This is a genomic window from Kitasatospora cathayae (assembly GCF_027627435.1).
In the GTDB taxonomy this organism is placed as follows: Bacteria; Actinomycetota; Actinomycetes; order Streptomycetales; family Streptomycetaceae; genus Kitasatospora; species Kitasatospora cathayae.
The window spans coordinates 2,395,666-2,421,262 of record NZ_CP115450.1 but is presented as its reverse complement, the minus strand read 5'-3'; the positions used below and the strand labels follow the sequence as shown (position 1 = coordinate 2,421,262).

Sequence of the window (25,597 nt, the reverse complement as noted above, 5' to 3'; positions counted from 1 at the left end):
CTGGCCCGTGGCGGACTTCACGAACGCCACGAGCTCCGCCTGCTCGTCCTCGCGGCCCACCATCGCCGTGGTGACGCCCCATCGCTGCAACCCGGTCATGTCCCCCTACCCCTTCCTGATTTCGCTCTCACCGCGCGGCAGCTCCATCAGCGCCAGCGGGTTGCCGCGTGCTTCGGCGACGATCGCGTCCCGCACGCGGGGGTGCACCGGACCGGGCAGCACCGAGTCGAGCAACGCCCGGGCGTCGTCGTCGCGGAGCCCGTCGACCTGTAGTTCCGGCAGGCCGGTAAGGAGTCCGGCGCTGGTCGGCGTGCGGACCGACGCCGAGGTGGACACGGCGAAGACCAGGGCCACGGACTCGGCGTCCAGCCGACGGGCGACGAACGCGAGGACGGCCGCGGAGATCCCGTCGATCCACTGCGCGTCGTCCACGACACAGACCAGCGGCTCGACAGCGGCGGCCTCGGCGAACAGGCCCAGCACGGCCAGTCCGGTCAGCAGACCGCCAGGCGATCCGCCATCGCTCGGTCCGAGCCCCGACTCCGGCTCCAGCCCCAGGGCCGTCGCCAGAGCGGCTCGCTGCGCCGCCGGCAACCGGTCCAGATGGCTCAGCAGCGGAGCGCACATCTGCTGGAGAGCCGAGTACGCGATCTCGAATTCGGTTTCCACCCCGACCGTGCGGACGACGCGGCCTGCCGGGGCGCGATCCGCCAGATAGGTGAGCAGGGCGGTCTTGCCGATGCCGGACTCCCCGCGCAGGACCAGTACGCGGCTGTGTCCGCGGCGCAGGTCGAGCAACAGCCGATCGAGTACTTCCTGTTCCCGGGCGCGCCCGCGCAGTTGCGGCGACAACGGATCCCCCGTCCCGTCCGTCCCGCCCTTGCCGCCAGGCTCCACCCTCGTCAACTCCTTCGCCGCAACGGAAGCCGGTCGGCGTCCACCGATCACGATCCCGGGACTACGGGCCCGTCGAGCCAGTGTCGAACCCTGGCCAGTACCCGGGCCGGGGGCGCGACCAGTGTCCGGCACCGGCACGACGGGCCGCCGCTGCCAGGGACACGGGCTGCCCGAAGCCCTCCGGGCTGCCGAGGAGCCGTGCGTCGTGGCCGTCAGCTCCGGCGCACAGCGCCTGCACGGCTTCGACTTCGACGACCCGCAGTTCGAACGCCGCCGGTACGACCCCATGGTCGCCTACGCGCAGTCGAAGACGGCCGACGTCCTGCTCGCCGTCGGGATCAGCCGCCGCCGGGCCCAGGACGGCATCGTCGCCAACTCCTGCGAACCCGACTGGATCCACACCAACCTGACGCGCCACCTCCCCCGGGCCACCCTGCAGGCGGTGGGCGCCGTGGACGAGGAGGGGAACCTGCTGACTCCCGACTTCTACAAGACCGCGCGGGGGGCAGCCACCACCGTTCTGCTGGCCGCCTCACCGCTCGTGGCCGGTGTCACGGGCCATTCGTGTGCCTTCGGCGGCTGCGCCCCCGCGCGCTGCTTGCCTTCGTTTCCGCGTTCGCGATGCCCGGAGAGCTGCGCGGCCGCACGCGGCCAGCCGGTGGCGCGGTCGCCGACATCCCTGGAGCACGGTGAGTGTCGACAGGGCCTACGGGCGCGTTGTCGCAGCGCGCGCTCGGTACGCCGGGGCGCGCGGCGGTTGGAGGTGCCGGAGAGACACGTCAATCAGCCGGCGTCCTGCGATGACCACGGTCCACGAGCGTGTACATCACCGACCGCTCTTCCTTGTGGCGTCGGACCTGGCCCTTCGCGACGAGCGACTCGAGGGTGTTCCGCACGACCTGCGGGGTGGGCTCACGGTCCGGATGCTGCACCATGAGCTCCTCCCGCAGATCCTTCGCCAGGTGTGGCTCGCTGTGGCCTGCGAGCAGGTCCAGCAGGAGGTCGCCCAGCAACGGCCGCTGTGACCTGCGCTTTGCTGCCGCCTTCGTCTTCGAGCCGGTCCGCGCGGAACGCGGTGCCTTCGAGGCGGCCCCGGGCGTCCTGCGCAGGCGCTCCTGGGTGAGCGTCGGCTCGTCCTGGGCCTGCTCCGGCAGGGGAGAGAGCCCCGCATCACCCTGGTGGTGCTCGGCCAGCGCCATGATCTCGATCAGGAGCGCTTCCTCTTCGCGCAGCATTGCGAGCTTCTCGGTCAGTTCCTTTTGTCGGCGGCGGTTCTCTTCCAGGTCCGACGCGGCTTGTACGGCGTACCGCGATCGGAGCGTGGCGGCTGATTGGCTGGTCACGACCGGTCACTCCTCCGTGCTGGATGTTTGCCGCACATGTTACCTGCGCCGGGCAGAAGAAGAACGTCGGTGAATCGTCTGCCATGACAATCCTGGCAGAGCTCGCCAGTCCCGCGTGGAACGTTGCAGGCAGCGTCCTGACTTCAGGCCGACAGAGGCCAGTCGCAGCAGGAGTGCCCAGACCCGGAGGTCTTACACCTCGAACCGGTTGTGGAGCTTGCCCAAAGCGCATACGTTTGTCCTGTGTGGTCATCTCGACCCTGGAACTGTGCCCGGCAAGGCACACGTGTGTGTCAGTCCGCGCCCCCGTGTGGATTGCCGCACGGCCACACGATCCACCGCTGCCGGCCCGACGGGCAGCGTGGCGGGAGGGGGCGCAGGGTCCGCTCCCTCCCCGCTCCGGTCCCCCACCCGCGGCAAGACCCGCCACCGGTCTGGCAGTCGGGTTCGCCGAGACGGTGAGAGGAACGAACCCCGTGCACGTCTTGGTGCCTGACGATCCGGTGTTCCTGGCGAAGTTCCAGAGTCTGGAGGAACTCCTCCTGCGCCGCCTGTATCGGCTGCAATTGGCGGACCCGGAGTGCGAGGAAGGACGCGTGGTCGCGGACGCCTACGACAGCTGGGTCAGGGTCTTGCTGAAGCTTCCCGCGTGGCCGCGGTGGCAGGAGGACGTGAGTCCGCCGGGTGCCCTGCGGACCGAGTACACCCTGTACGGCCCGCGGGGCACCCAGCTGACGAGCTTGTACCCGGTGGAGCTGGACTCGGCCGACCTCGAGCAACTGACGCTGTGCCTGCGGGCCTTCCTGAGCGCCGGTGCGGACCGCGGCTTCGAGCCCCGATGCACGCGCCGAGAACCCGAACGACGCGGACCGGAGCTGGTTCACGTCTTCCGGCGCGTCATGGGGGTCCTGCTGTTGCCCTGTCCGCCGGAGTTGATGCACACCCTGGGCCGGGTCCGTGAGGGCGCTCCCGCTGTGACCCTCAGTCTCAAGGAAGAAGTGCAGTACCGGCGGTACTGCACGACCGTGGTCCGCATCCTCAGCCTCGGCGACCAGTTCGCTTATCAGAACCACCTTGCCATGTATCCGTAAGCGAAGTAACCGTTCTGTGCGGGCGGATGTTTCCGTCCGCGGCGGGACATGCCGAGGGGCACATTCCGTGCCGGCAGGGCGCGCCGCTCTGCACCGGGCCGCAGCCGCACTGCCCTCGACCCGTCGGATTCCGCGCGCACCGGATCCGGCCTGCAGCGCAGCCCACGCCCCTTCAGGGGCCGTGAGCGGCTGCACCCGGTCACATGCAGTCATTCGACTGATCCCGTGGCAGGCCGCCTGCCCGATGCTGAGCGGTAGCCGCAAGCCGGCGCAGGTCGCCACCATGCTCGGAGGTCCAGCTGTGATCCGTACTCCCGTCGTGTTCATCCACACGCCCGTCGTGTTCATCAACGGCGCGTGGCTGCACGCGCTTTCATGGGAATCCTGGGCAGAGCGCTTCGCGAACCACGGCTACCTCACCTACGCCCCGGGTTGGCCCGGCGAAGCGGCCACCGTACGGGAGGCGCGCGAGGGCCCGGACATGCCACCCGACATCGGTCTGGACGACTTGTCCGGGCACTACGCCGAGATCGTGCGCCGCTTCGACGTCCCGCCGGTGATCGTCGGGCACTCGGTCGGTGGGTTGGTCGCGCAGCACCTCCTCGGCACCGGCCTCGGGCAGGCCGCGGTAGCCATCGCGTCGGCACCCGTCAACGACGTGGCGCTGCGGACCTGTCCCGAGTCCGCCGACGCTGCTGGTGAGCCCACAGGCGCTGCGGTCGCGCTGTCCCGCGAGCGGTTCCGCGGCCTCGTCGGAAATGCCGTCAGCGGCCCGGAGTCCGATCAGCTGTACGAGCGATACGCCGTGCCCGCTCCGCGCCGCTTGCTCAACGACCTCGGATGCCGGGGTGCACCCCGGCATCCGAGCACCCTCGTGGACACCGGCAACACGGCGCGCGGTCCGCTGTTGCTGGTGTCGGGCCAGGAGGACCTGCTGGTGCCCGACCAGGTGACCCGCACCGTGTACAAGCAGTACGGCGACTCCACCGCGATGACGGACCTCAAACAGTTCGCCGACCGGGGCCACTCACTGGTCATCGACAGCGGGTGGAGGTTCGTCGCCGACTACGTGCTCGGCTGGCTCGGTGAGCGGGGAGTGCGGCCCACCGTCCCGGGCCGCTGACCACCTCCCACGGGCGCGGCGGCGGCGCGGGCCCGACCGGACGGCCACACCGGCGCGCGGGTCTAACCGCGGTTCTCCTCAGTGGAGTTGCCGAGCGCGTCGCGCAGCGCCGCACGGGTGGTGATGCCGAGCTTGGGGAAGACCCGGTACAGGTGGGAGCTGACGGTGCGCGGGGACAGGTGCATGCGCTCGCCGATCTCCTTGTTGGTCAGACCGCTCGCGGCGAGACCGGCGATCCGGTGCTCCTGCCAGGTGAGGGCCGAGGTGGACGAGGGCCGGGTGGACATTCCGGAGGCGCGCAGCTCGGCCCGGGCCCGGTCGGCCCAGGCAGCGGCGCCGAGCCGCTCGAAGGACTCGGCCGCGCGGAGCAGGGCTTGGCGGGCCGCCTTGGGGCCCTGCGAGTGGCGGACGCGGATGCCCTGGGCCAGCCGGATCCGGGCCAGCTCGAAGGGGAAGCCGTCGCCTTCCGCGACCGACTCGGCCTGCTCGTAGTGGGCAGCCGCCTCCTCGTCGCCTTCGGCGGTCATCGCCAGGGCCCCGTGGGTGATCAGAGCCAGTCGTGGTGAGACGTCGGGCAGGCCGGCGTGCCGCGCGGCCAGGGCGTGCCGGCGGGCCTCGTCCGCGCGTCCGGCGTGCACGGCGGCTTCGACCAGGTCGAGCAGGGTCCGGGAAGCCTGGTGGGCGTACGGCTCGAACGAACCGGGCGCGGTGATGCCGATGGCGTACAGGTAGGCGGACTCGTAGTCGCCCTCGCTCAGCGCCGCCGTGATGCCGACGGCGTCGGCGATCTGCGTCAGGAAGCCCACTCCGCGGGGGCGCGCCCAGGCGTCGACGGCGGCCTGCAGTTCGCGGGCGCGCTCCACCTGGCCGCGCAGCGCCGCGAGTTGGGCGAGGTACGCGCGGCTGTGGTAGGCGAAGAGCGCGTGATCGTGTTCGGACGCGAGCTCCAGGCTGCGCGCGCAGGTGCGCTCGGCTTCCTCCCACTCGCCGGTGGCCATCTGATCGAGCGTGATCAGATGAAGCATGGACATCGCGGCCGCGATGGCACCGGTCTCGGCCTCACGGTCCACCGTGCGCTGGAGGTGGGAACGGTGAGGGCCCAGCACATCGAGGTGGTAGGCCGTCACGCCCAACCGGACCAGGTCCCAGGGGTTGAGGTGGCGGGCTTCGGCGAATGCGCGATCCACGCGCTGACGAAGGCCGGCCCCGTGGCGCACCACATCGCTCCAGGCGTCGCGGTAGAGCAACGACTGCGCCGGGATCCGGTCCCCGAGCGCGTCGAGGAGCTCGCGGGCCTGCTGCCAGGCGACGGCGTCGGACGCGTACTGGCAGGTGACGATCAGCAGGATGACCAGTCGGGCTTCGGCTTCCCCCATCCCCTGGCAGGTGCGGTCGTCCCGCACGGCCTCGAGCGCTGCCGTGACCTGTCGTCGGGAGGAGCGGACCTCGCCGTGCCGGTACAGCGCGTCGTAGGCGGAGGCGGCCACCGAGGCCGGGGAAGCGCCTCCGTCCGGGGCGGTGTCGGAATGGACCAGCCGCTGCGCCTGGTCGGGAAGAGCCGCCTGGCCGGCGATGAAGGCGGCGTCGCCCAAGCGGCGCGAACGGTCCTCGGAGCTCTCGCTGAGCTCCGCGGCGCGGGTCAGCCAGGTGATGGCGGCGAGCGCACCGCCGCGTCGGGTCGCGGACTTGGCCGCTGCCTCCAACTCGGCCGCCACCTCCTCGTCCGGATCGATCGTCGAGGCCGCCAGGTGGGTGGCCCGCCGCTCGAGATCGTCCCGGTACACCCGGGCGAGGGCGGCGTGCGCGTCACGCCGCTCGTTGGGGGTGGCCTTCTGGACGACCGTCGATCGCACCAGGGGGTGCCGGAACACGAAGTGACCGTTCGTCCGGTCGACGTCCAGCAGGCCCGACAGGGCTGCCGCGTCGACGTCCACCATGCGGTAGCGGGTTCCACGCGCGGCACCTGCCGCCATTCCCGAACCCGCGCCATCCAGCGCGCCGCGCAGCAACTCCGCGCGCACCGCCTTGTCGAGAGCTTCGATGCGGGTGCCGTAGACGTACTCGAGGCGGCGGGGCAGGGGCACACCGTGGTAGCCAGGCAACTCCTCGACACAGCGGCCGGGCCGGCCGCTGAGGAAGGGCGGGAGCTCGAGCAGCGCCAGCGGATTGCCCTGCGCCTCGTCCAGCACGATGCGGCGGATCTTCGGATCGAGCCGTGGATGGTGCAGGTCGAGCAGCGTCTGCGAGTCGTCCTCGGACAAGGTCGTGATGTGAAGCTCCGGCAGCGCCGCGGTGTCGAAGTGTGAGGGCACGTCCGAGCGCACACCGACGACGAGCTTGACCGAGCTACCGGCCAGCCGCCGCCCCGCGAAGCCGCACACCTCGGCGCTGACGGTGTCGAACCACTGACCGTCGTCGAGTACGAGCAGCAGCGGCTTCTGCGACGACGCGAGGGAGAGCAGGTCGAGGACGGCGATGGCGAGGGTCATCACCGACGGGGGCGCCCCCTGGTTCCGGCTGAACACGACGTCGAAGACGGCACGGTGGGAGGCGTCGAGCCGGTCGAGGTGGGACATCAGCGGGTAGAGGAACTGGTGCAGTCCGGCGAACGGGTAGTCGGATTCGGCTTCCACACCGACGGCCCGGACCACCTGGTGGCCCTCCTGGCAGGCGAGGTCCGCGACGTGGTCCAGGAGGGCGCTCTTGCCCGCACCGATCTCGCCCCTGAGGACGAGCGACTGACCGCTGGAGGCCGTCACGAAGGACGACAGCGCCTCCTGCTCCCGCTGCCGGCCGACCAACGACCTGACCAGTGCATCCATGTGATCCCCCGCTTCCTTGACTACCGGGTCGGTCGTGGCACGGCCGACCGCGCTCGAAACGCCAGGCATGTGTGTCCGTCAGAGCCCGAGCACCTCATGCCCGCCGCTGCAACGTGTCCGAGGGCCGCCAGGCGTGTTGCGAACGCCTTTCGCGCCGCCGGAAGAGCACCGATGCCACATGCCTGACCCCTCGCTCGACCCACACCTCACCGAGCAGCGTAGTGGACATCACAAGCCAGCCGAAACGTGGGACATGTGTGTGGTCATACCGGCGCCAGGATGGCCACACGGTGCTGTGGACGAGTCATCATGCGAGAACGTGCACGGACAACCGCGTGAACATGCGCGTGTGACCTGGTGCCCCGTCAGGACGATCCGACACCCCGCAGCAGGGTGTCGACGACCAGGTCGGCTGCCGGGCCGGCTGCGAGGTCCGGCACTCGGCGGGCCACCAGGTGCATGAGCTCTGGGAGCAGGGCGGCGACCCAGCCCGGGGGGAGCCCGGCGCGGAGCAGGCCCTCGTCTTCGGCGCGTTGGAGGAAGGCGTCGACTTCCGCGACGGAGGCGTCACGGCGTTTGCGGATCCCCTCGTCGGCGAGCATGCGGGCGAGGTCAACCGGCCAGCGGCGGTTGACCTCGATGATGTTCTCCACGTAGCGGTGCAGGGCCACGGTGACGGGGGCCTCGCGCAGGCGGGCGTCGGCGATGGCCTGCTCGACGGCATCCAGGCGGGCCGTGTAGATCGCAGCGAGGAGTTCCTCGCGCGACGGGAAGCGCCGGTAGATGGTCCGCCGGTCCACGCCCGCCTCGGCGGCGATGGCGGCGATGCTCGCGCCCGGGTCTTCGGCCAACATCCGTGCCCCCGTTGTCAGCACCGCTTCGATGTTCCGCGCAGCATCAGCTCTCATGCCGCGCAGTCTACCGGGCCGTTGTGCAGATTGTGGCCATAACAACCTCTTTGCTGTAGCAGTTGACGCCATCAACCGCCACAAGCATGTCGTGACAGGACTGCGCGGACGTGAGGCCGCCGGTCGGCGCCACGGTGCGGCACAGCGCCAAGGCCGGTTTCACATGTGTCTGGACGTACCCAGTTGCACGTGTGTGCCTTTGAGGTCTTCTTCACATATGCTCATCGCGAGACACATGTTTTGCCGATCCCGCGATACCTCCGTCGCCCGGGCGCCGAGGAGGGGTTTCGGCACAGCGCGGTGCTGGGTTCCGGCATGTCGTTTCGCGGGAGGACGGGTCCCGGGCGGCAGTCGTGTTCGCCCTGGGTGCCTGGCTGAGCCTGGCGAACCGCAGGATCGCCTCGCCGCCGGCACCGCTCAGGAAGGCATTGGAGACCTTGCGTGGCCCGGACTACGCCGCGCTCGACAGTCGGCGCTGACCGGGCGCAGGACAGGGGGGTGCCTCTATGTCCTTCGTCAAGGTCGATCGGGTCATGCGGGCACGGCTTCGGGGGTGCGGGTCTCGTAGAGGGTGCCGTCTCGGAGCATGGCGAACAGGACGCTGATGCGTTGGCGGGCGAGGCGGAGGAGGGCCTGGGTGTGGGTCTTGCCGCGGTCTCGTTGCCGGTCGTAGTAGGCCCGGGAGTCGGGGTCGTGGAGGGCGGCGAACGCGGAGAGGAACATGGCCCGTTTCAGGAGCCGATTGCCGGTCCGCGGGGCGTGTTCGCCGTGGATGGAGGATCCGGAGGACTTCGTCGCCGGAGCGAGGCCGGCGTAGGAGGCCAGGTGGGCGGCGGTGGGGAAGCTGGTGCCGTCGCCGACGGTGACGAGCAGGGTGGCGGCGGTCCTGACGCCGACCCCGGGCATCGAGGTCAGGACCTTGGAAAGAGGGTGGGCCTCCAGCAGTTCGCCGATCTGGGCTTCGACGGCGCGTCGTTGCTCGTGGACGGCGGCGAGCGAGCGGGCCAGGGAGGGCACCACCGTGTCCAGGGTGGTGGTGCCGGGGACGACGACGGTCTGCTCGTCGAGCGCGGCGAAGATCTCGTCGACCAGGCGCTCGGCCATGCGCGGGGCCTTGGGGCGTATGAGGGTCACGAGTCTTCGCCGGCCGGCCTTGCGCAGGGCGGCCGGCGAGCCGTGCTGTTCCAGCAGGTGGGTGACGGCGGGGTGGTCCAGGCGCGGGCCGAGAACGCGTTCGAGGGAGGGGTGGAACTGCGTGAGCAGGCCGCGCAGGCGGTTGCTGGTGCGGGTGGCCTCGGCGGCGAGGTCCTGGTCGAAGCCGGTCAGGACGGTGAGCTGGGCCGCGGTCTCGTCGGCGAGTTCGAGGGCGCGCAGGGTGTGGGGCATGGTGCGGGCGGCGTCCGCGATCACGCGGGCGTCGCGGGCGTCGGTCTTGGCTTCGCCGGGGTAGAGGTCGGCGATGCGGCGCATGGCCAGGCCGGGCAGGTAGGCGACCTCGCAGCCGGCGTCGCGGGCTACGGCGAGTGGCAGGGCGCCGATCGAGGCGGGCTGGTCGACGATGACCAGGACGCGGCCGAACTTGGCGGTGAGCTTGTCGAAGACGGCCCGCAGTTTCGGTTCGCTGTTGGGCAGCCGCTTGTCGAACACGGTTTTGCCGGCGGCGGTCAGGCCGTGGCCGTGGTGGTCGCCCTTGCCGACGTCCAGGCCGAGGAAGACCGCGATGTCACTCGTGTCGAACACCGAACCCCCCGAGGGTCGTTCATCGTCCTGGCCTCGCCCTTTGGCACCGTTCGCGCGCATCCACGTTACGCAGACCAGGCATCCGTCAGCGGCCGGGCGTTGCGCTCGGCCGGGTGCCGGTCAGGCCTCTCATCAGCGGTCATACGGTGCTCCGGGCCGCGGTGACACCACCCCCCAGGTCATACCTTCGACAGGGGGCAACAGTCATACCGGGCCCGGAGGCCAGGAGCCCCGTTTCAGGGCCACGAAGAAGGTAACGGGGAGGTCCCCCAGCTTCGTGCCCACCTCGCCGCTCATCGATCCCCGGCATGCCCAGCACAGCCGCAGCGCGGAGTTGGCGGCGCGGGCGTGTCAGGGGCTCGCACGCGTGGGTCATGACTTATCCCGGCTCACGGTCGAGTGACCTATGCCCAGCCCGGAGTCCCTGAGGCACAGTCATGGCAGACCAATTCGCTTTGTGGAAGGGGCAGCTGCCATGAACGGCGAACAGTCCGACGTCAGGGGATGCCGGACGACGCCCGAGGACGGGCCCGTGCTGACACTGGTCCTCAAGCGGGTGCTGGACGGCCGCGCATGGCAACCCCTTCTGGCGGAGTTCCGATTCGCCCCGGACACCCCCGCGATCGTGACCGTCATCCTCGAGCCGATCCGCGGGCCGGGTGTCACCTGGCGGATCAGCCGGGAACTGCTGTACCAAGGCCTCTTCGAGGAGAGCGGGGAAGGCTTCGTGCAGGCTTGGCCGGTGCCGGGCCGGGCAGCTGGGACCGCCCTGTTGCAGCTGGAGTCGGCGGAATCCAGCGCCCTTCTGGAGCTGCCCGCGCCGAGGCTGGCGGAGTGGTTGGAACGCACCTACGAGATCGTGCCCGTCGAGGCGGAGGCCGACGGCCTGGACTGGGACGGATTCATCTCCGAGCTGTTGGGCGAGACGGGTCGGCCGACCGGGGGTTGACCACTGTCGAAGACCTGCGGTCCTGGGGGACGGCGATGTTGCGCGTCTGCCAGTAACTGGTCAAAGTGGTGACGCGATGCACGCGTTTCCCTGCGGGACCCCGCCCCTGGACTTTGTCGGAACCCGGGGGGCACGGCGCAACGCGGTGCCCGCCGAGAAGCCGGGGTCTCCCCAGCAGCTCGACGCCTGGTTCGTCGAGGCCGGATGTTCGACAGCGCGCCCGGCGCCGACGAGACCGACCTCGATCGCGGTGGATCTGCGCGAGTCGGTCTACTCGCTCGTTGCCGCCCCAACCGCTCGCGCGGCTACCGGCGTGGCTGGTTGCGCCATGAAGACCTGCGGGAACCGGGTCAAGGCCGCGCGCGCCAGCACAGCGCGACCCCCGCATAGGCCGACTGACCGTTGCCACCTCCCACTGATGCAGAGTCAAACGACTGATCCCACCACCGGGGTGCACTGCCGAGAATCGAGGGGGTTCACACACCTCCGGAAAGGGAGACACATGTCCGCACGGTCCATCATCAGCAGCCCGCTGTCCGACAGCGCACGGACGATCGCCGGGAACGCCCTCCAGGCGACCCTGGTCGACCTGATCGACCTCTCCTTGGTGGCCAAGCAGGCGCACTGGAACCTCTACGGTCCGCGCTTCCGTTCCGTGCACCTGCAGCTCGACGAAGTGGTGACCACGGCGCGGGACCACGCCGACATCGTCGCGGAGCGCGCCGCCGCGCTGGGCGTCTCACCGGACGGCCGGGCGGCGACCGTGGCCGGTGCCAGCAACCTTCCGGCCGTCCCGCAGGGATGGACGGAGGACACGGCCGTGGTGAAGATGCTGGTGGAGATCTTCGCCGCCGTGATCCACCGAGTGCGCGAGCGCATCGACGCGACCGGCGAGGCGGATGCCGTCACCCAGGACCTGCTGATCGGGCTGGCCGCCGAACTCGAGAAGCAGAGCTGGATGTTCCAGGCCGAGAACCAGGCCTGACCTCTCCGACGCCCGTCGACGGACTGACCATCCGAGCGCCGCACTTCACCTCCGGCCTTCCCGCAGCGGTGGAAGGACCGGAGGCGGCGAGCGCGCCTGCGCTACGCGGAGGCCGAGCGGACGAATGCGCGCACCGCGTCCGAGAACGCGGCCGGTTGCTCCAGGTGGCCGAAGTGCCCGCTGTCGTTCAGCACCACCAAGCGGGACTGCGGGACGAGGGCGTGGAGGTCCTGCGCCCACCGCGGTCCGCAGATCACGTCGTACTGGCCGACCAGGACCAGGGTGGGGACCGTGAGCGAGGTGAGGCCAGCCCGGTCGTCCACGACGTCGGGCTTCCCGCTCTCGTCCAGCGGCGAGATGTAGGTGCAGGTCACCTGGGCGCGCAGGTCGCGGAACTCGCTCTCCCGGTCCCAGTAGCGAGCGAAGTAGACCGGCATCAGGGCGCGCAGCGCCGCGGTCGTCCCCTCGTCGTCGGTGACGGTGCCGACGCTCTGGAGTCCGGCCAGCGCCGCGGGGAGCTCCGCGCGGCCCTCGTTGCGGGCCGCGAACTCCTCGACCCTTGCTGCCGCTTCGGCCATGTGCTCCGGGCCCGTCACCGGCGCGCTCTCGTACAGCACCAGGCCCCGGAGCCGGTCGGCGTGGTGCAGCGCGAAGTGCTGGGCCACGAAGCCGCCGTGGGAGTGGCCCAGGAGGAACACGCGAGGCAGTGCCAGCAGGTCGAGAAGGCCGGCCAGACCGCGTGTGTACCGCTCGCGGGTGTAGCCGTCAGGGTGTGAGGGCAGGCGCTCCGAGCCGCCGGTGCCCAGAGGCTCCACGTACACCATGGTCAGGAACTCCTCGAGCGCGGGCGCCCGGAGGTACTCCCAGCTGACGCCCGGTCCGCCGGGCACGGCCAGGCAGACCGGGCCCGAGCCGTACAGGTGGTACCGCTGGTTCAGACCCTCCACCAGGACGTCGTGGGTGCCGGGGGACAGCAGGTCGGTCGTTTCGCTCGTCATCAACGCTCTCCGTGTGAGTAGATACCTTGTCGAGCACATGTATCTCACATGTTGCCATGAGATGTGTGTCGGCAAGGTGTGTGTTCGGACGGCGTCATGTCCGGAGCGGATGAGGGACGCTCCCGTCACTCACGGAGCGCCGGTTGTATCTTTTCCAGCAACATGCTTGTGAATAATAAAGATATAAGTGCTACAGTCAAGTGGCAGATAGTCGAGGGTTGAAGGAGAGAGGCATGATTACTTACGACCGGCTCTTCATCGGTGGCACCTGGACCGAGCCGAGCGACGCCGAGCTGCTCGCCATCAACTCCCCGCACGACGGGACGGTGATCGGCAAGGCCGCGCAGGGGCGGCCGGCGGACGTGGACCGCGCGGTGGCCGCGGCCCGTGCCTCGTTCGAGGAGGGCGCCTGGCGCGAGACCCCACCGCTGGAGCGGGTGGCGGTGCTCCGGCGCTTCAACACGCTGCGCGAGGCGAACGCGGAGCGGATCGCCGAGCTGATCGCCGCCGAGACCGGCTCGGCGGGATGGTTCACCCGGGCCGGCCAGCAGGGCCTGACCCGCCAGGCCAACGCCTACCTGAAGGCCGCGGAGGAGTTCGGGTGGGAGCAGACGCTGGCCCCCTCCGACCCGGCCTCGCCGGTGCGCAGCGTGGTGCGCCGCGAAGCGGTCGGCGTGGTGGCCGCGGTGATCCCGTGGAACTCGCCCTTCTCCTCCGCGACCGCGAAGATCATTCCGGCGCTGCTCGCCGGCAACTCGGTGGTGCTCAAGGTCTCGCCGGAGAACTCGCTGAGCATGGGCTTCCTTGCCGAGCTGCTGGAGCAGGTGGGGCTGCCCGAGGGAGTGATCAGCGTCCTGCCCGCCGACCGCGAGACGAGCGAGTACCTGATCTCCCACCCCGAGGTCGACAAGATCGCCTTCACCGGCTCCACCCGGGCCGGCCGGCGAATCGCCTCGATCGCAGGGGAGCAGCTGAAGCGGGTCAGCCTCGAACTGGGCGGCAAGTCCGCCGCCGTCATCCTGCCCTGCGCCGACATCCGCACGGCGGTTCAGGGCCTGAAGTTCTCCTCCCTGCTCAACAACGGCGAGTCCTGCATCGCCCAGACCCGCATCCTGGCCCCGCGCAGCCACTACGAGGAGGTCGTCGCCGCGCTCAAGGAACTCGTCGAGTCCCTCAAGGTCGGCGACCCCAGCGACCCGGACACGTTCATCGGCCCGATGATCCGCCCCGACCAGCAGGAACGCGTCCGCCACTACATCGAGCTCGGCATCGAGGAGGGCGCCCGCCTGGTCACCGGCGGCCCCCAGGTCCCCGAAGGGCTGGAGAGCGGCAACTACGTCACCCCGACCCTCTTCGCCGACGTGGACAACTCCATGACCATCGCTCAGGAGGAGATCTTCGGCCCGGTCCTGGTCGTCATCGCCTACGAGGACGAGGACGACGCCGTCCGCATCGCGAACGACTCCGAGTACGGTCTGTCGGGCGGCGTCTGGGCTTCCAGCGAGGAGCACGCGCTCGAGGTCGCCCGCCGCATCCGCACCGGCACGGTGACGGTCAACGGCGCCTCCGTCGGCTTCGACGGCCCCTTCGGCGGCTTCAAGGCCAGCGGCATCGGCCGCGAATACGGCGCGGTCGGCCTCGGCAGCTACACGGAGTACAAGACCATCACCCTGTGACCCGACGGGGACGACATCGTACGTGCGGCGTTCGCCCGTGCCACCGGCGGCGCCTTCCTCCGGATCGCCCGGCTCCGGCAGCCCGACGCCGCGCGCGGCCTGCTCCCGAAGCAGGCCGCGCCCCGGACGGGCCCGTTGCACCGGCCCGGGCCCCCTCGGCTCGCCACCGAGTCCTAGCTAGACTGACGCCGACGGCGACGGAGGAGGGGCGCGGCGCGCGGGCTGTCAGCGCGGACGGCAGCCGCGCCGTTGCACACCCCCGTCCCGCTCCGGTCCGCGGCACGCCGCACACAGCCGGGTCGGGGCCCAAGAGCACAAGGACGGCCTCCGGTGGACCTCGTTGACTCCCGAGTCGACTCCCGAGTTGACTTCGCCCCGCTGGTGGGCAGGGACCGGGACCTGGATCGCATCCATGCCATCCTGACCCGCGACACCGGCGCCCTCTTGGTGTCCGGGCAGCCCGGCATCGGCAAATCCGCGGTCCTGGAGGCGGTGGCCGTCGCTACCGCTGCCGCAGGTACCCGCGTCCTGCGTGCCGCAGGTGCGGAGTTCGAGGCCGACATCAGCTACGCGGCGCTGAACCAGCTGGCCCTTCCGCTCCGCGACGCCTTCGACCGTCTCAGCCCCCACCACCGCGAGGCGCTCGATGTCGCCCTCGGGCTGGGAGCCGGCGCCCCTCCGGAGCGCTTCGTGGTCTGCAACGCCGCGCTCGCCCTGCTGAGGTCGGCGGCGGTCGAGACCCCACTGCTCCTCACTGTCGACGACCTGCCGTGGGTGGACCGCGCGAGCGCCGCCGTCTTCGGATTCATCGCCCGGCGACTCGCCGGTGAACGGGTCCGCTTCCTCGGAGCCACCCGCACCGGTGCCGGCGGCTTCTTCGAGCACGCCGCCCTGCCGATGTACGAACTCCCGTCCCTTGACCGCGAGGCGGCAGCCCGCCTGGTGGACACGCGGTTCCCCGACCTGGCCCGTCCGGTACGCCGGCGCCTGTTGGACACGGCCGAGGGAAACCCTCTGGCCCTACTCGAACTCCCCAAGGCGCTGCGCCAGGAGCAGCGGCGCGCCCAGGAGATCCTGCCCGTCGTCCTCCCGCTGGGCGAACGCCTCCAGTCACTGTTCCTCACCCGCGTCCGCGACCTGCCCGCAGCCGCACGGGACCTGATGCTCCTGGCAGCCCTTGACGGTACGGGTGACCTCGGAGTGCTGGCCGCGGCAGCTCAGGAGCTCGATGCCGGCATCGACCTGGACGACCTGGGCCCCGCCGAGGACGACCAGCTCGTCCGTGTTGACGAGGGCACCCGCCGCCTGGTGTTCCGTCACCCGCTGGTCAGAGCAGCCGTCGTCGAGGCCGCCACCAGTAGTCGTCGTCGCGCCGCACACGGTGCCCTCGCCGGCGTCCTCGAAGACCGGCCGGTGCAGCGCGCCTGGCACCTGGGGGAGGCCACCGTCCAACCCGACGAAGACGTGGCAGCCCTGCTCGAGGACGCGGCCCGCCGCATCCTCGATCGCGGCGACGCCGTGGCGGCGATCGCCGCCCTCACCCGTGCTGCGGACCTCAGCCCGCTCGGCACCGACCGCGCCCGCCGCCTCGCAGAGGCCGCCTACGTGGGAGCCGAGGCCGTCGGAGCACTCAGCAGCGCCTCGGCGTTGCTCGAGAACGTGTGGCGGGCCGACCCGGACCACGGGGTCTCGCTGCGTTCCGCAGGTGCCGCCGTCCAACTCCTGCTGAACGGCGACGGCGACGTGGCCACGGCCCACCGCCTCCTGATCGGCGCCATCGAGGAAGGAGACTCCGGCTACGACGCTGACGATCCGGCACTCGTCGACACCCTCCACTTCCTGATGCTGCTGTGCAGCTACAGCGGCAACGAGGAGCTGTGGGCGCCCTTCTACGCCGCCCTGGCCCGCCTGCGCCCGACCGAGCCACCGCTGCTGCGCATCGGTGCCCAGACCTTCTCCGATCCCGTCCGCACCGACAGGGCGACGCTGCGCCGACTCGACGCGATCATCGACGGCGTCACGACGGACACCGACCTGGCCGAGATCGTGCGCATCGGGGCCGCGGCGATCTACCCGGACCGGCTCTCGGCGCTGCGCCCGGCATCCTGGCGCGTGGTCCGGCGCGGTCGCGAAGGCGGACCCGTGCGGCGCCACATCGGGGCCCTGCTGCACCTCTGCCTCGACGACTACCTCTGTGGCAGGTGGCAGGAGGCCCTGGAACTGTCCGACGAGGGCCTCGCCCTGTGCGCGGACTCCGGTTACACGATCTGCACGTGGTTCTTCCAGTTCACCAAGGGCTTGGTCGTCGCCTCCCGGGGCGACGTCGAGCAGGCGCGCGCCCTGGCCGGGACGATGATCGACTGGGCAGTGCCGCGCGGGATGCGCATGACCGTGGACTGCGCCCGGCAGGTGCACGCCCTGGCCGACATGGCGGCAGGGGACTTCGACCGGGCCTTCGGCCACGCTGACGCCGTCAGCCCCGCGGGCACGCTCCGGCGCCGCGCCCCTCACGCGTTGTGGGTATTCTTCGACCTGGTGGAATCGGCAGTGCGCACCGACCGCCGCGCAGAGGCGGTAGCGCACGTGCGCGCGCTGCGAGCGGCGGATGTCGCGGCGCTCTCGCCTCGGATCGCCCTCCTGGTCGCCGGCGCGGAGGCGCTCGTCGCCGAGGACGACCATCATGCGGCCCGTCTCTTCGCACAGGCGCTGGCCGTGCCGGGGGTCGAGAAGTGGCCGTTCGACCTGGCCCGGATACGGCTGGCCCAAGGCGAGCAACTGCGCCGCGCCCGCGCGGTATCGGGCGCGAAGGGCCCCTTGACGGCAGCACTGTGTGCCTTCCAGAGCCTGGATGCCGCCCCCTGGGCCGAGCGCGCCCGCAAGGAACTGCGCGCCGCAGGCGGTCACGTCGCGAGTCCCGGAGCGAGGCAGGCGGCTCCGCTCACGCCGCAGGAACGCGAGATCGCCGAACTCGCCGCAACCGGCCTGACGAACAAGCAGATCGCCGAACGCCTCTTCATCTCGCATCGGACGGTCGGCGCCCACCTGTACCAGATCTATCCCAAACTGGGCATCGCCTCCCGGGTGGCGCTGAGGGACGCGCTGCTCGCCCAGAGCATGAACGAGCCGTCCGCCTGACCCAGTCGCCGCATCCGCACCGGCACAGTGACCGTCAACGGCACCTCCATCGGCTTCGACGGCCCCCGGAGCGGGCTGGCGCGGGCGGGGGAGTCGACGGTGCGTGAGTTCCGGTGCGGCGTGCTGCTCCGAAAAACGTCGGCGCAAACGCCGGAACGGGTTCCTACGAAGGGCGGCGTCCCCAGCAGGAGACCATCACCCAGGCGGTATCGGTGAAGGCAGGGTCGTCCAGGTGGGCGACCGCAGCCGCGATCTGCTCGGCCGTCATGAGTCCGGTGTCGATGAGCGCGGGGGTGGCCTGCGTGAAGCACTGGCGCCAGAACGCGTCTTCTGTCTCATCCGTCCCGCACACGGCGACGCGTACGGTCATGCCGACGTCGGTGAGGCCCGAACGGGCCATGGCTGCGGGAATGCGGCGGGCCCAGGTGTGGTCGGTTCCCTGGGTCCGAGCAAGCAACTGCTGGCACGCCTCCAGCAGTTCGGCGAACTTCGGATAGGGGGAAGCCGCGGCCGGGAGATAGGTCGGGTCCTCGAGGACGATCCATCCTCCGGGCACGAGCCAGCCGGCCATCCGGTCGAGGACGTGCTCCGGATCGGGGATGTGGCTGAGCAAGGCCCGCGCGTGCACCAGGTTCTGAGAACCTGCCGGGAAGTCGTCACGCATGACGTCGTGCCGCGCGACCGTCATATTGGCCGGCGTGGGGCGCTCGCTGAGGAATGCGACGTCGAGGTCCGTGGCCGTCACGCGGCCGTCGGGGCAGCGGGCGCTGAGCCAATGGGCGATTGAACCGGCCCCGGCCCCGGCCTCGACGCAACGCCAGCCCGCGGCGACACCGAGCCGTTCGAAGATGGTGATGGTGGTGGGATCGCTGAGCTCTTCCAGCAGACGCAGTCGTTCGCGTTCGCCTCCCCTGGCGTGGGCGAGGACACCGTCCTGGTAGACCGGGGCGCTCATCATGCACCGTCCAGGTGTTGGGCCACGACGGGCGTGAAGTCCCCGATGCAGGTCAGCTCCAGGCGGTTGCCCACGGGGGGCTGGAAGTAGAGCACGGACCGGCCACCCGCCTCCTGGTTTTCATGGGGGTTGTGGCCACCGCCGTCCGGGCGCATGGCCAGCTGGCCGGTGAGCAGTGACCGCAGCTCGCTGAGCAAGCTCCTGCTCGGCGTGTCGACCATGAGAGCCGTGTGACGTTCCTGATGGAGCCGGCGCTCACATTCGACGACGTGCTTGGTAGCGACGGTCGGCGGCAGGCAGAACACTTCCACGCCGGCCGTGTCGTGGGCGAAGGCACGGATGATGCTCACGTCGAGCAGCTCGTCGTCAAGGCCGTAGCGGTGTGCGAGACGCCGGCGTACGACGACGCTGGGCACTTCGGACGCTGTTCTCCACTGGCACCCCAGGAGATGGGTGTGTACGTCGTCGACGGCGGCGGGGAACACGAGCGTGGCGACGTGGTCGACGCGGCAGTGCGCGGCGATGGTGTCGATGGCCGCCTGTTCCATATCCGCACCATCCGTCATGCCGCGCAGCACACCGGGCACGTCGGCTTCAGCGGCTTGGCGTAGCAGCCGGTCCAGCTCGACCGCATCGGCAGGATCCAGGACGGTCACGGCTGCCTACCCGGATCGGTCATCGGGCTGTTCCACTCGCGCATCAGCGCGACCAGCCGGCCGCAGTAGCTGCGCTCCGCCTTCACGTAGCGGCTGCCTCCGGCGCCGAACGACCACGCGACGGCGTTCATCTCCTCCTCATCGTGCGAGGGAGCTCCGCTGAAGAACGCGGCCAGCCGGTCATTGAGGCGTGGGAACTGCCCGGCAGGCAGCCGGAGGGCATAAATGCCGACGCGCTCGACCTGCCCGGTGGAGATGCGCAGCGTCACCGAGAACGTGTGCCCGTCCGGGGCCGTGAAGTCGACCATGTCCTTGAAGGTCGTCTCATCCGGCGGCGTGCTCCGGGACAGGGCGAGCAATCGCGCGGCCGCCTTCGGGCTGAGCCCTTCCTGCACGCGGAAGTACAGGTTCGCCGTATCGTGCTGGTAGTCCACGGCTACGTGCCGCACCGACGTCAGGCCCAGCTCGCGGAAACCGCCGTGATGCCGGCGGATCGTGTCCGGGACTCCGGGGGCGCCAAGGACCGCCTCGAGGGGCCGGATCCCGCCCAGGTACACCCACGTCTTGGCCAGGCCCCGGACCGCGTCGAAGTCGCACAGCTGCGTCGACCCCTCGTACAGCGAGCTCCATGCCGAGATCAGACTGGCCGTCTGGTTGTGGGGGCCGAGGAGTCCGGTCTGCGCCGCGATGCTCACGGTGTCGACGGGAACGCGTTCGTAGAAGCGGTAGTTCAGCACACCGTCGGGCTTGTCGGTGGTGCGCCACAGGACGGCTCCGCGGTGGAAGCTCTCCTCGTACGCGTCCAGCACCCGGCGTGTCATCGCCTCGGAGTAGTCGATGCCCAGCAGGACCGTGGTCGCCTCGATGTCCTTGAGGAACCGAGACGGAGAGAAATCGACAGCAGACCCCATCAGAGGGTCCCCCCGTTCGTCTGTGTGGGAATGCAACTGCGAATGGACCTGGGGTTCCTTGAAAGTCAGCGGGGCTGACCGCTGAACTGTGGAAGGCCGGGGATCACAACCGCGCCTCCAGCCGGTGCATGGATGAGCTCGACCTCGCACGGCTCAGGCCGAGGCACCCGGCATCCCCAGATCACCAGTCCTGCGGTGATCCAACCATCTCAAAGATCATTTCGCCAGGGGGTTGCCAACCCGATGTCAGCGGGCTGAGGTGAGTTCGGCGAGTCCGGCGGGGCCCGACCGGGGGAACGCTGATTGGACGACAGCGGCCGATGCGGGCGCCGCCGCGAAGGGTCGGCGCCTCTCGCGGCGGCGCTACTTCGCCAGGAAGGCGAGCAGTGCCTCGTTGACCTCGGCAGCATGGGTCCACAGCGGGCCGTGCGGCGCGTCGGTGAGGGCCATCAGATCACCCCAACTGGCTTGCGTGGCGGCGAGGCTGGGCCAGGCCCGCGGCACTGCCAACGGCGCTCGGCAGCGCGATCTTCGAAGCCCCCGCCTCCAGGAGGAGAACCTGGATGTCCGGGTCCTGGGGGAGCCGAGCGGCAAGCACGCAGCCGGCTGTGCCCCCGCCCACCAGGATGATGTCGTAGCTGGACCGAACGTTCACGGTGCTGCGTCCTCGGCGCGGCGCTGTCGCCCGGGTCAAAGGGCCGGCCCGCCCGGGCCGTCGGTGCCTCACGGCGGCATGGGCGGGCCGGGAACGGCTGCGTCAGGTGGTCACCGCGGTGGCGTTGATGGTGACCGGGATGTTGCCGCGCGTGGCCTTGGAGTAGGGGCAGAGTTGGTGGGCGGCATTGCCGAGTTCGACCGCGGTCTCCTGGTCGACTCCGCCGAGTTCGAGGTTGAGGACGGCGCTCAGTCCGAACTCGCCGTCGTCGCTGTGGGTCAGGGACGCCTCGACCGTGATGGCGGTGCTGGTGAGCCGGACCTTGCGTGCGGCGGCGGCGCGGCGGACGGCGCCGAGGAAGCAGGCGCCCCAGCCGGCCGCGAACAGCTGCTCCGGGTTGGTGGCACCACCGGCGCCGCCCAGCTCCTTCGGGATGGCGAGGGAGGTGGCCAGGTGGCCGTCGCTGGCGACGATCTGCCCGCCGTTGCGGCCCTCTCCCGTCACCGTGACCACACCGGTGTAGCTGACTGCCATTGCCCTGACTCCTTGTTCATGTCGATCCGATGAGGCGTCCGCCATCACCGGTTTAACTGGTTACACGCTCTGTTGAATGGTTGCAGTGCTTTCGCGTACCACGGTGACGCGAGCCGGTGGCCTGCCTGACCGTCGGCCCCTCAGCCGTGTGCGGCGAACCGCTGGTCCTGTACCGCGACGAGGCGTTCCATGTAGTCCACGCCGGTAGCGCCCACACCGAAGGCCGACTCCGCCCAGTCCTCCGTCGTGGCCATCAGGACCTCGCGCGAGATGGGAAGTGACCTCAATCGCGTGCGCAGCATGGCGGCCACCCCGTTGAATCGAGGGCCGATCTCGTCCATGAACTCCAGCACGGCGGCATAGCCGCCGCCGGCAGGTGCGATCCGATCGACAAGGCCCTGCTCCTCGTGCCAGCCGACGGGGTGTTGCTCACCCCACCCGATCAGGCGCTCCGTTGTCCGTCGGCCGGCGCGCACAGCGGTGAGCGGGTACGCGCCCATCCCGGGGAACAGGTTGAACCTGATCTCGGGGAACCCGAGGCGCACCTGTTCCTCCGCCAACACGAAGTGGTGTGCGAGGGCGCACTCGTATCCGCCACCCAGCGCATGGCCGTCGACGAGCGCGATGCTGATCGCTCCCGTGCCGAAGCCGTGCATCGCCTCATCGATGCAGTCGACACAGGCGCGGGCGTACGCCCGCAGTGTCTCGCGGTCACCTGAACGGATCGAGCGGGCGAACAGGTCCAGGTCGCCGCCCGCGTTGAACATCCCCGGGGTGCAGGAACCGGTCACCCAGAACCTGACCGGCAGCGCGGTCTCCCGCACCAGCCGAGCCAGTCGCAGGATCTCGGCGAGCAGCACCGAGTTGAACGACGGACGCGGTTCCGCACTCATCATCATCCAGACCACCTGGCGCTCGCTGTCGTAGCGCGCGATCAGCTGGTTGAACTGCCCTTCCGCGCCCAGGCGCTGGGTGTGGTCCAGAAGCTTGATGTCCACCCTGGGAACTCCCTACTTGGCGAGGAAGGCGAGCAAGGCCTGGTTCACCTCGTGGGCGTGGGTCCACAGCAGTCCGTGCGGGCCTCCTTCGACCTCCACGTACTCCGCGGTCGGCAGCGCCTTGTGGAACGGTCGGGCGGTGGCCTCGACAGGCAGGATCCGGTCGGCCGTCCCGTGCAGGATGAGCGCCGGAACGTCAACCTTGGGGATGTCGGCACGGAAGTCGGTGCCCCAGGTCAGCGGGGCGGCTGCCGCAGCGTGCGCGCCGCCGCTCGCGGCGATGTTCCAGCTGTCGCGCAAGGCCTCCTGCGAGATCCGGCTGCCGAGGTTCTCGTCCAGGTTGTAGAAGTCCCTGAAGAACGCCGTGTAGTAGGCGTAGCGGTCGGCTGACACGGCGTCGCTGACCTGCTGGAAGAACTCGGCGGGAGCCGCGCCGTCGGGGTTCTCCGGACCCTGCAGGAGCCACGGCTCCAAGGACGCCAGGAAGGCGACCTTCGCGATCCGGCCGGTGCCGTAGGTACTCGCGTAGCGGGCGACCTCGCCGGTGCCCATGGAGAAGCCGACGAGGATCGCGTCGTCGAGGTCCAGTGCCGTCAGCACCCGGTCCAGGTCGGCGGCGAAGGTGTCGTAGTCGTAGCCGGTGCCCGGCCGGTCCGAGCGACCGAAGCCGCGACGGTCGTACGTGATCACCCGGTAACCGGCGCCGAGCAGTGCTGCGGACTGCTTCTCCCACGAGTCGCCGCTGAGCGGGAAGCCGTGGATGAGCACGACCGGCTGCCCGGCCCCGTGGTCCTCGTAGTACAGGTTGATGTCGGCGGAGTTCTCCTGCCCGACGGTGATGAACGGCATGCTGGGTCTTCCTTCGATGAACGAGTCGTCGGTTGTCGGCCGGAGGTGCCGACGTCCTTCACTCTCCGCCCGGCGGGTGTGCCTTGGGATCAGTCACATGACGGTCAACCCGGCCCGCACATGTTTGGGTCATCCTTGCGTCGCACCGGTGTCCGCGCACGTGTGAGACCGCGGCCACCCACTCCAAGTTGTTCGGGCCGGGGGGAGGTTGGGTGTTCCGGATGACCCCGCAGGACGGGGGTACCCGGGTCGACGTTCAGCTGACCAGGACGCCGAGCACCCTGAAGGGAAAGCTCCTGGCGTCGCTGCTCCCCGCCGCGCACGCTCACTGTCCCGCCGGGAAGTCGGCGGCGGCGCTCGCCCCGGCCTACCTGCGCAAGGTCCTCGCCCAAGCGGCTGGGGATCTCCTCCCGCCGCGGGATCGACGGCGCCCTCGCCGATCGATGAGCGCCGTCGCCCGCCGGTACCGTCACCGTCAGGTTCGGGGCCCTGCCGCCGGTCGGCCCAGCCGCCCGTCGACCAGCTCCAGGCGCCGCTCCACCTTGATCGCGTCAAGGAACCGCGCGTCGTGACTGATCACGACGAAGGCTCCTTCGTAGGCGTTCAAAGCGTTCTCCAACTGCCCGACGCTCACCAGGTCCAGGTTGTTGGTCGGCTCGTCCAGCAACAGCAGATGGGGGGCCGGCTCGGCGTAGAGGACGCACGCCAGCGTCGCACGGAGCCGTTCGCCGCCCGACAGCACGCGTACCGGCAGGTGGATCCGCGGGCCGCGGAACAGGAACCGCGCCAGGATGTTCAGCCGCCGGGCGTCCGGCAGCGACGGCGCGAAGGATGCGAGGTTCTCCGCCACCGTCCGGTCGTCGTCCAGCAGATCCAGCCGTTGCGACAGGTACGCGATGCGGCCGTCGGCGCGCCGGATGGTTCCGGAGTCGGGCTCGAGGTCGCCGTGCACGAGCCGCAGCAAAGTCGACTTGCCGACCCCGTTCGCCCCCGAGAGCGCGATGCGCTCGGGCCCGCGGATGGCCAGATCGATGCCCTCGCCCGCGAATACCTCCGTGTCGCCGAGGAGTTTGCGCAGGTGCTCCCCCTCGAACAGGGTGCGCCCGGCAGGCACCCGCGTGTCCGGGAGCTCCAGCGCGATGCCCTGCTCGGTGCGCACCGCGCGCGCCGCCTCGTCGGCGCGTTCCTTCGCCTCGCTGACCCGGGCGGCGTGCATCGTCCGGGCGGTGCCCGCGCTCTTCTCGGCGGAGCGCTTCAGACCACCGGCGACGATCCGCGCCAGCCCGGCGTCCTTGAGGTTGCGTTGCGCGTTCCCGGCCCGGCGTTCGGCTCGCTCCCGAGCTTGCTGCATCTCCCGCTTCTCGCGCTTGACCAGCAGCTCCGCAGTGCGGAGGTTGCGCTCGGCGGCCTCCTGCTCGACGGCCACGGTGTGTTGGTACGCGCTGAAGTTCCCGCCGTAGAAGCGCATTTCGCCTCGGTCCAATTCGGCGATGCGGTCCATGTGGTCCAGCAGTTCGCGGTCATGGCTGACGACCAGGACGCAGCGCCGCAGACCGTCCAGCACCTCGTGGAGCCGGTGCCGGGCCGCGCGGTCGAGGTTGTTGGTCGGCTCGTCCAGCAGTAGGACGTCGGGGCGCTTCAGCAGCAGTGCGGCCAGGCCGAGCCCGACGATCTGGCCCCCGCTGAGCCGGTCGAGCCGGTCGCGCAACGTGACGTGGCCGAGGCCGAGCCGCTCGAGTTCGGTTCGCGCCCGGTCCTCCACGTCCCAGTCGTCGCCGACGACGGTGAAGTGCTGCTCGGCGGTGTCGCCGGACTCGATCGCGTCCAGGGCCGCGATGACGTCGGCGACGCCGAGCACCTCGGCGACCGTCCGGTCGGCCGTCAGCGGCAGATCCTGCGGCAGGTAGCCCAGCACACCCGCCACCGCGATCGAGCCGGTGGTGGCGGTGAGACGGCCTGCGATCAGCCGCAGCAGCGTGGACTTGCCGGCCCCGTTGGGTGCGACCAGGCCGACTCGCTCGGCTTCGAGGCTGAAGGTGAGGTCCCGGAAGACCGGGGTGTCGTCCGGCCAGGCGAACGACAGGTCGGAGACGACGATGGGGGAGTGTGACATGACTGTGCCCTAGGAAAGCCCTGCGGAGCGACGCGCTCGATCACAGGTGAGGTGAAAGGGAGGACGAAGCGGCGCCGAGCAGCGGATCGTCGATCAGAACGCGCTCGGGTGCCCGGACATCTCAGTGCGTGATGTCGTCGTCGCTCAGCATGTCGAAACTCCTTCATAGGGGCGCCTGCAACGCTAACACGCTGCCTTGAGCAGGCACCGGATTTTTTCGAGGTGGGGTGCGCCGGGAGGGCGGAGGGTGGGGACGGGG

At 70.3% G+C, this 25,597-nt stretch carries 20 protein-coding genes and 1 pseudogene; 6 read left to right on the top strand and 15 right to left on the bottom strand.

Going from position 1 to position 25,597, the window contains the following annotated elements:
• Positions 1–105: 105 nt before the first annotated feature.
• On the bottom strand, positions 106–897 hold the full coding sequence (locus O1G21_RS10770; RefSeq protein ID WP_270150902.1) for an AAA family ATPase: 792 nt from the start codon (positions 895–897) through the stop codon (positions 106–108).
• A gap of 779 nt (positions 898–1,676) precedes the next feature.
• Positions 1,677–2,240 carry a hypothetical protein gene (locus O1G21_RS10765; protein ID WP_270142824.1) on the bottom strand — a complete coding sequence of 188 codons (564 nt, stop codon included), beginning with the start codon at positions 2,238–2,240 and terminating at the stop codon, positions 1,677–1,679.
• A 476-nt stretch (positions 2,241–2,716) separates the two neighbouring features.
• Between O1G21_RS10765 and O1G21_RS10760 the strand changes: the two genes are divergently transcribed.
• Together O1G21_RS10760 and O1G21_RS10755 are read left to right on the top strand one after the other, a co-directional pair.
• Positions 2,717–3,331 carry a hypothetical protein gene (locus O1G21_RS10760; protein WP_270142823.1) on the top strand — a complete coding sequence of 205 codons (615 nt, stop codon included), beginning with the start codon at positions 2,717–2,719 and terminating at the stop codon, positions 3,329–3,331.
• A gap of 319 nt (positions 3,332–3,650) precedes the next feature.
• Entirely contained in the window at positions 3,651–4,454 is an 804-nt protein-coding gene (locus O1G21_RS10755) for an alpha/beta hydrolase (protein WP_270142821.1), read from the top strand.
• Positions 4,455–4,516: 62 nt separating this feature from the next.
• Here the strand turns inward: O1G21_RS10755 and O1G21_RS10750 are convergent, their stop codons facing one another.
• The 3 genes from O1G21_RS10750 to O1G21_RS10740 all read right to left on the bottom strand — a co-directional run bounded on the left by O1G21_RS10750 (position 4,517) and on the right by O1G21_RS10740 (position 9,924).
• Positions 4,517–7,276, bottom strand: a complete 2,760-nt coding sequence (locus O1G21_RS10750) for a helix-turn-helix transcriptional regulator (protein WP_270142819.1) — start codon at positions 7,274–7,276, stop codon at positions 4,517–4,519.
• 365 nt (positions 7,277–7,641) lie between these two features.
• On the bottom strand, positions 7,642–8,130 hold the full coding sequence (locus tag O1G21_RS10745) for a TetR/AcrR family transcriptional regulator (RefSeq protein WP_270150900.1): 489 nt from the start codon (positions 8,128–8,130) through the stop codon (positions 7,642–7,644).
• 585 nt (positions 8,131–8,715) lie between these two features.
• Complete coding sequence (locus O1G21_RS10740) at positions 8,716–9,924, bottom strand: IS110 family RNA-guided transposase (protein WP_270139889.1); 1,209 nt, start codon at positions 9,922–9,924, stop codon at positions 8,716–8,718.
• 532 nt (positions 9,925–10,456) lie between these two features.
• Between O1G21_RS10740 and O1G21_RS10735 the strand changes: the two genes are divergently transcribed.
• Both O1G21_RS10735 and O1G21_RS10730 read left to right on the top strand, forming a co-directional pair.
• Positions 10,457–10,873, top strand: a complete 417-nt coding sequence (locus O1G21_RS10735; protein ID WP_270142817.1) for an SsgA family sporulation/cell division regulator — start codon at positions 10,457–10,459, stop codon at positions 10,871–10,873.
• Between the two features lie 502 nt (positions 10,874–11,375).
• A complete protein-coding gene (locus O1G21_RS10730) occupies positions 11,376–11,858 on the top strand; it encodes a Dps family protein (RefSeq protein WP_270142815.1) in 483 nt (160 codons plus the stop codon).
• Positions 11,859–11,959: 101 nt separating this feature from the next.
• Here the strand turns inward: O1G21_RS10730 and O1G21_RS10725 are convergent, their stop codons facing one another.
• Positions 11,960–12,856 (bottom strand): alpha/beta fold hydrolase, encoded by an 897-nt coding sequence (locus tag O1G21_RS10725; protein ID WP_270142813.1) that lies wholly within the window; start codon positions 12,854–12,856, stop codon positions 11,960–11,962.
• 233 nt (positions 12,857–13,089) lie between these two features.
• On the opposite strand from O1G21_RS10725, the gene O1G21_RS10720 reads away from it, so the two are divergent.
• Both O1G21_RS10720 and O1G21_RS10715 read left to right on the top strand, forming a co-directional pair.
• The gene (locus O1G21_RS10720; protein WP_270142811.1) at positions 13,090–14,532 is read left to right on the top strand and encodes an aldehyde dehydrogenase; all 1,443 of its coding nucleotides are present in this window, start codon (positions 13,090–13,092) and stop codon (positions 14,530–14,532) included.
• A 330-nt stretch (positions 14,533–14,862) separates the two neighbouring features.
• Positions 14,863–17,667, top strand: a complete 2,805-nt coding sequence (locus O1G21_RS10715; RefSeq protein WP_270142810.1) for an AAA family ATPase — start codon at positions 14,863–14,865, stop codon at positions 17,665–17,667.
• Between the two features lie 163 nt (positions 17,668–17,830).
• On the opposite strand, the gene O1G21_RS10710 is transcribed toward O1G21_RS10715, so the two are convergent.
• The 9 genes and pseudogenes from O1G21_RS10710 to O1G21_RS10670 form a co-directional block, all read right to left on the bottom strand.
• The gene (locus O1G21_RS10710) at positions 17,831–18,625 is read right to left on the bottom strand and encodes a class I SAM-dependent methyltransferase (protein ID WP_270142809.1); all 795 of its coding nucleotides are present in this window, start codon (positions 18,623–18,625) and stop codon (positions 17,831–17,833) included.
• Entirely contained in the window at positions 18,622–19,278 is a 657-nt protein-coding gene (locus O1G21_RS10705) for a hypothetical protein (RefSeq protein ID WP_270142807.1), read from the bottom strand. Before O1G21_RS10705 ends, O1G21_RS10710 begins: the two co-directional genes overlap by 4 nt.
• Positions 19,275–20,189: an aromatic prenyltransferase gene (locus tag O1G21_RS10700; protein ID WP_270142805.1), complete on the bottom strand. Its 915-nt coding sequence runs from the start codon at positions 20,187–20,189 to the stop codon at positions 19,275–19,277. Before O1G21_RS10700 ends, O1G21_RS10705 begins: the two co-directional genes overlap by 4 nt.
• A gap of 363 nt (positions 20,190–20,552) precedes the next feature.
• Complete coding sequence (locus tag O1G21_RS10695) at positions 20,553–20,699, bottom strand: hypothetical protein (RefSeq protein WP_270151498.1); 147 nt, start codon at positions 20,697–20,699, stop codon at positions 20,553–20,555.
• Positions 20,700–20,715: 16 nt separating this feature from the next.
• A pseudogene (locus tag O1G21_RS41975) lies at positions 20,716–20,844 on the bottom strand (lycopene cyclase family protein); the annotation flags it as partial.
• Positions 20,845–20,946: 102 nt separating this feature from the next.
• The gene (locus O1G21_RS10685; protein ID WP_270142803.1) at positions 20,947–21,378 is read right to left on the bottom strand and encodes an Ohr family peroxiredoxin; all 432 of its coding nucleotides are present in this window, start codon (positions 21,376–21,378) and stop codon (positions 20,947–20,949) included.
• A gap of 140 nt (positions 21,379–21,518) precedes the next feature.
• Positions 21,519–22,376, bottom strand: coding sequence for a crotonase/enoyl-CoA hydratase family protein (locus O1G21_RS10680; protein ID WP_270142801.1), 858 nt, complete (start codon positions 22,374–22,376; stop codon positions 21,519–21,521).
• Between the two features lie 12 nt (positions 22,377–22,388).
• Complete coding sequence (locus O1G21_RS10675; RefSeq protein ID WP_270142799.1) at positions 22,389–23,225, bottom strand: alpha/beta fold hydrolase; 837 nt, start codon at positions 23,223–23,225, stop codon at positions 22,389–22,391.
• Positions 23,226–23,700: 475 nt separating this feature from the next.
• Entirely contained in the window at positions 23,701–25,338 is a 1,638-nt protein-coding gene (locus O1G21_RS10670) for an ABC-F family ATP-binding cassette domain-containing protein (RefSeq protein WP_270142797.1), read from the bottom strand.
• Positions 25,339–25,597: the final 259 nt, after the last annotated feature.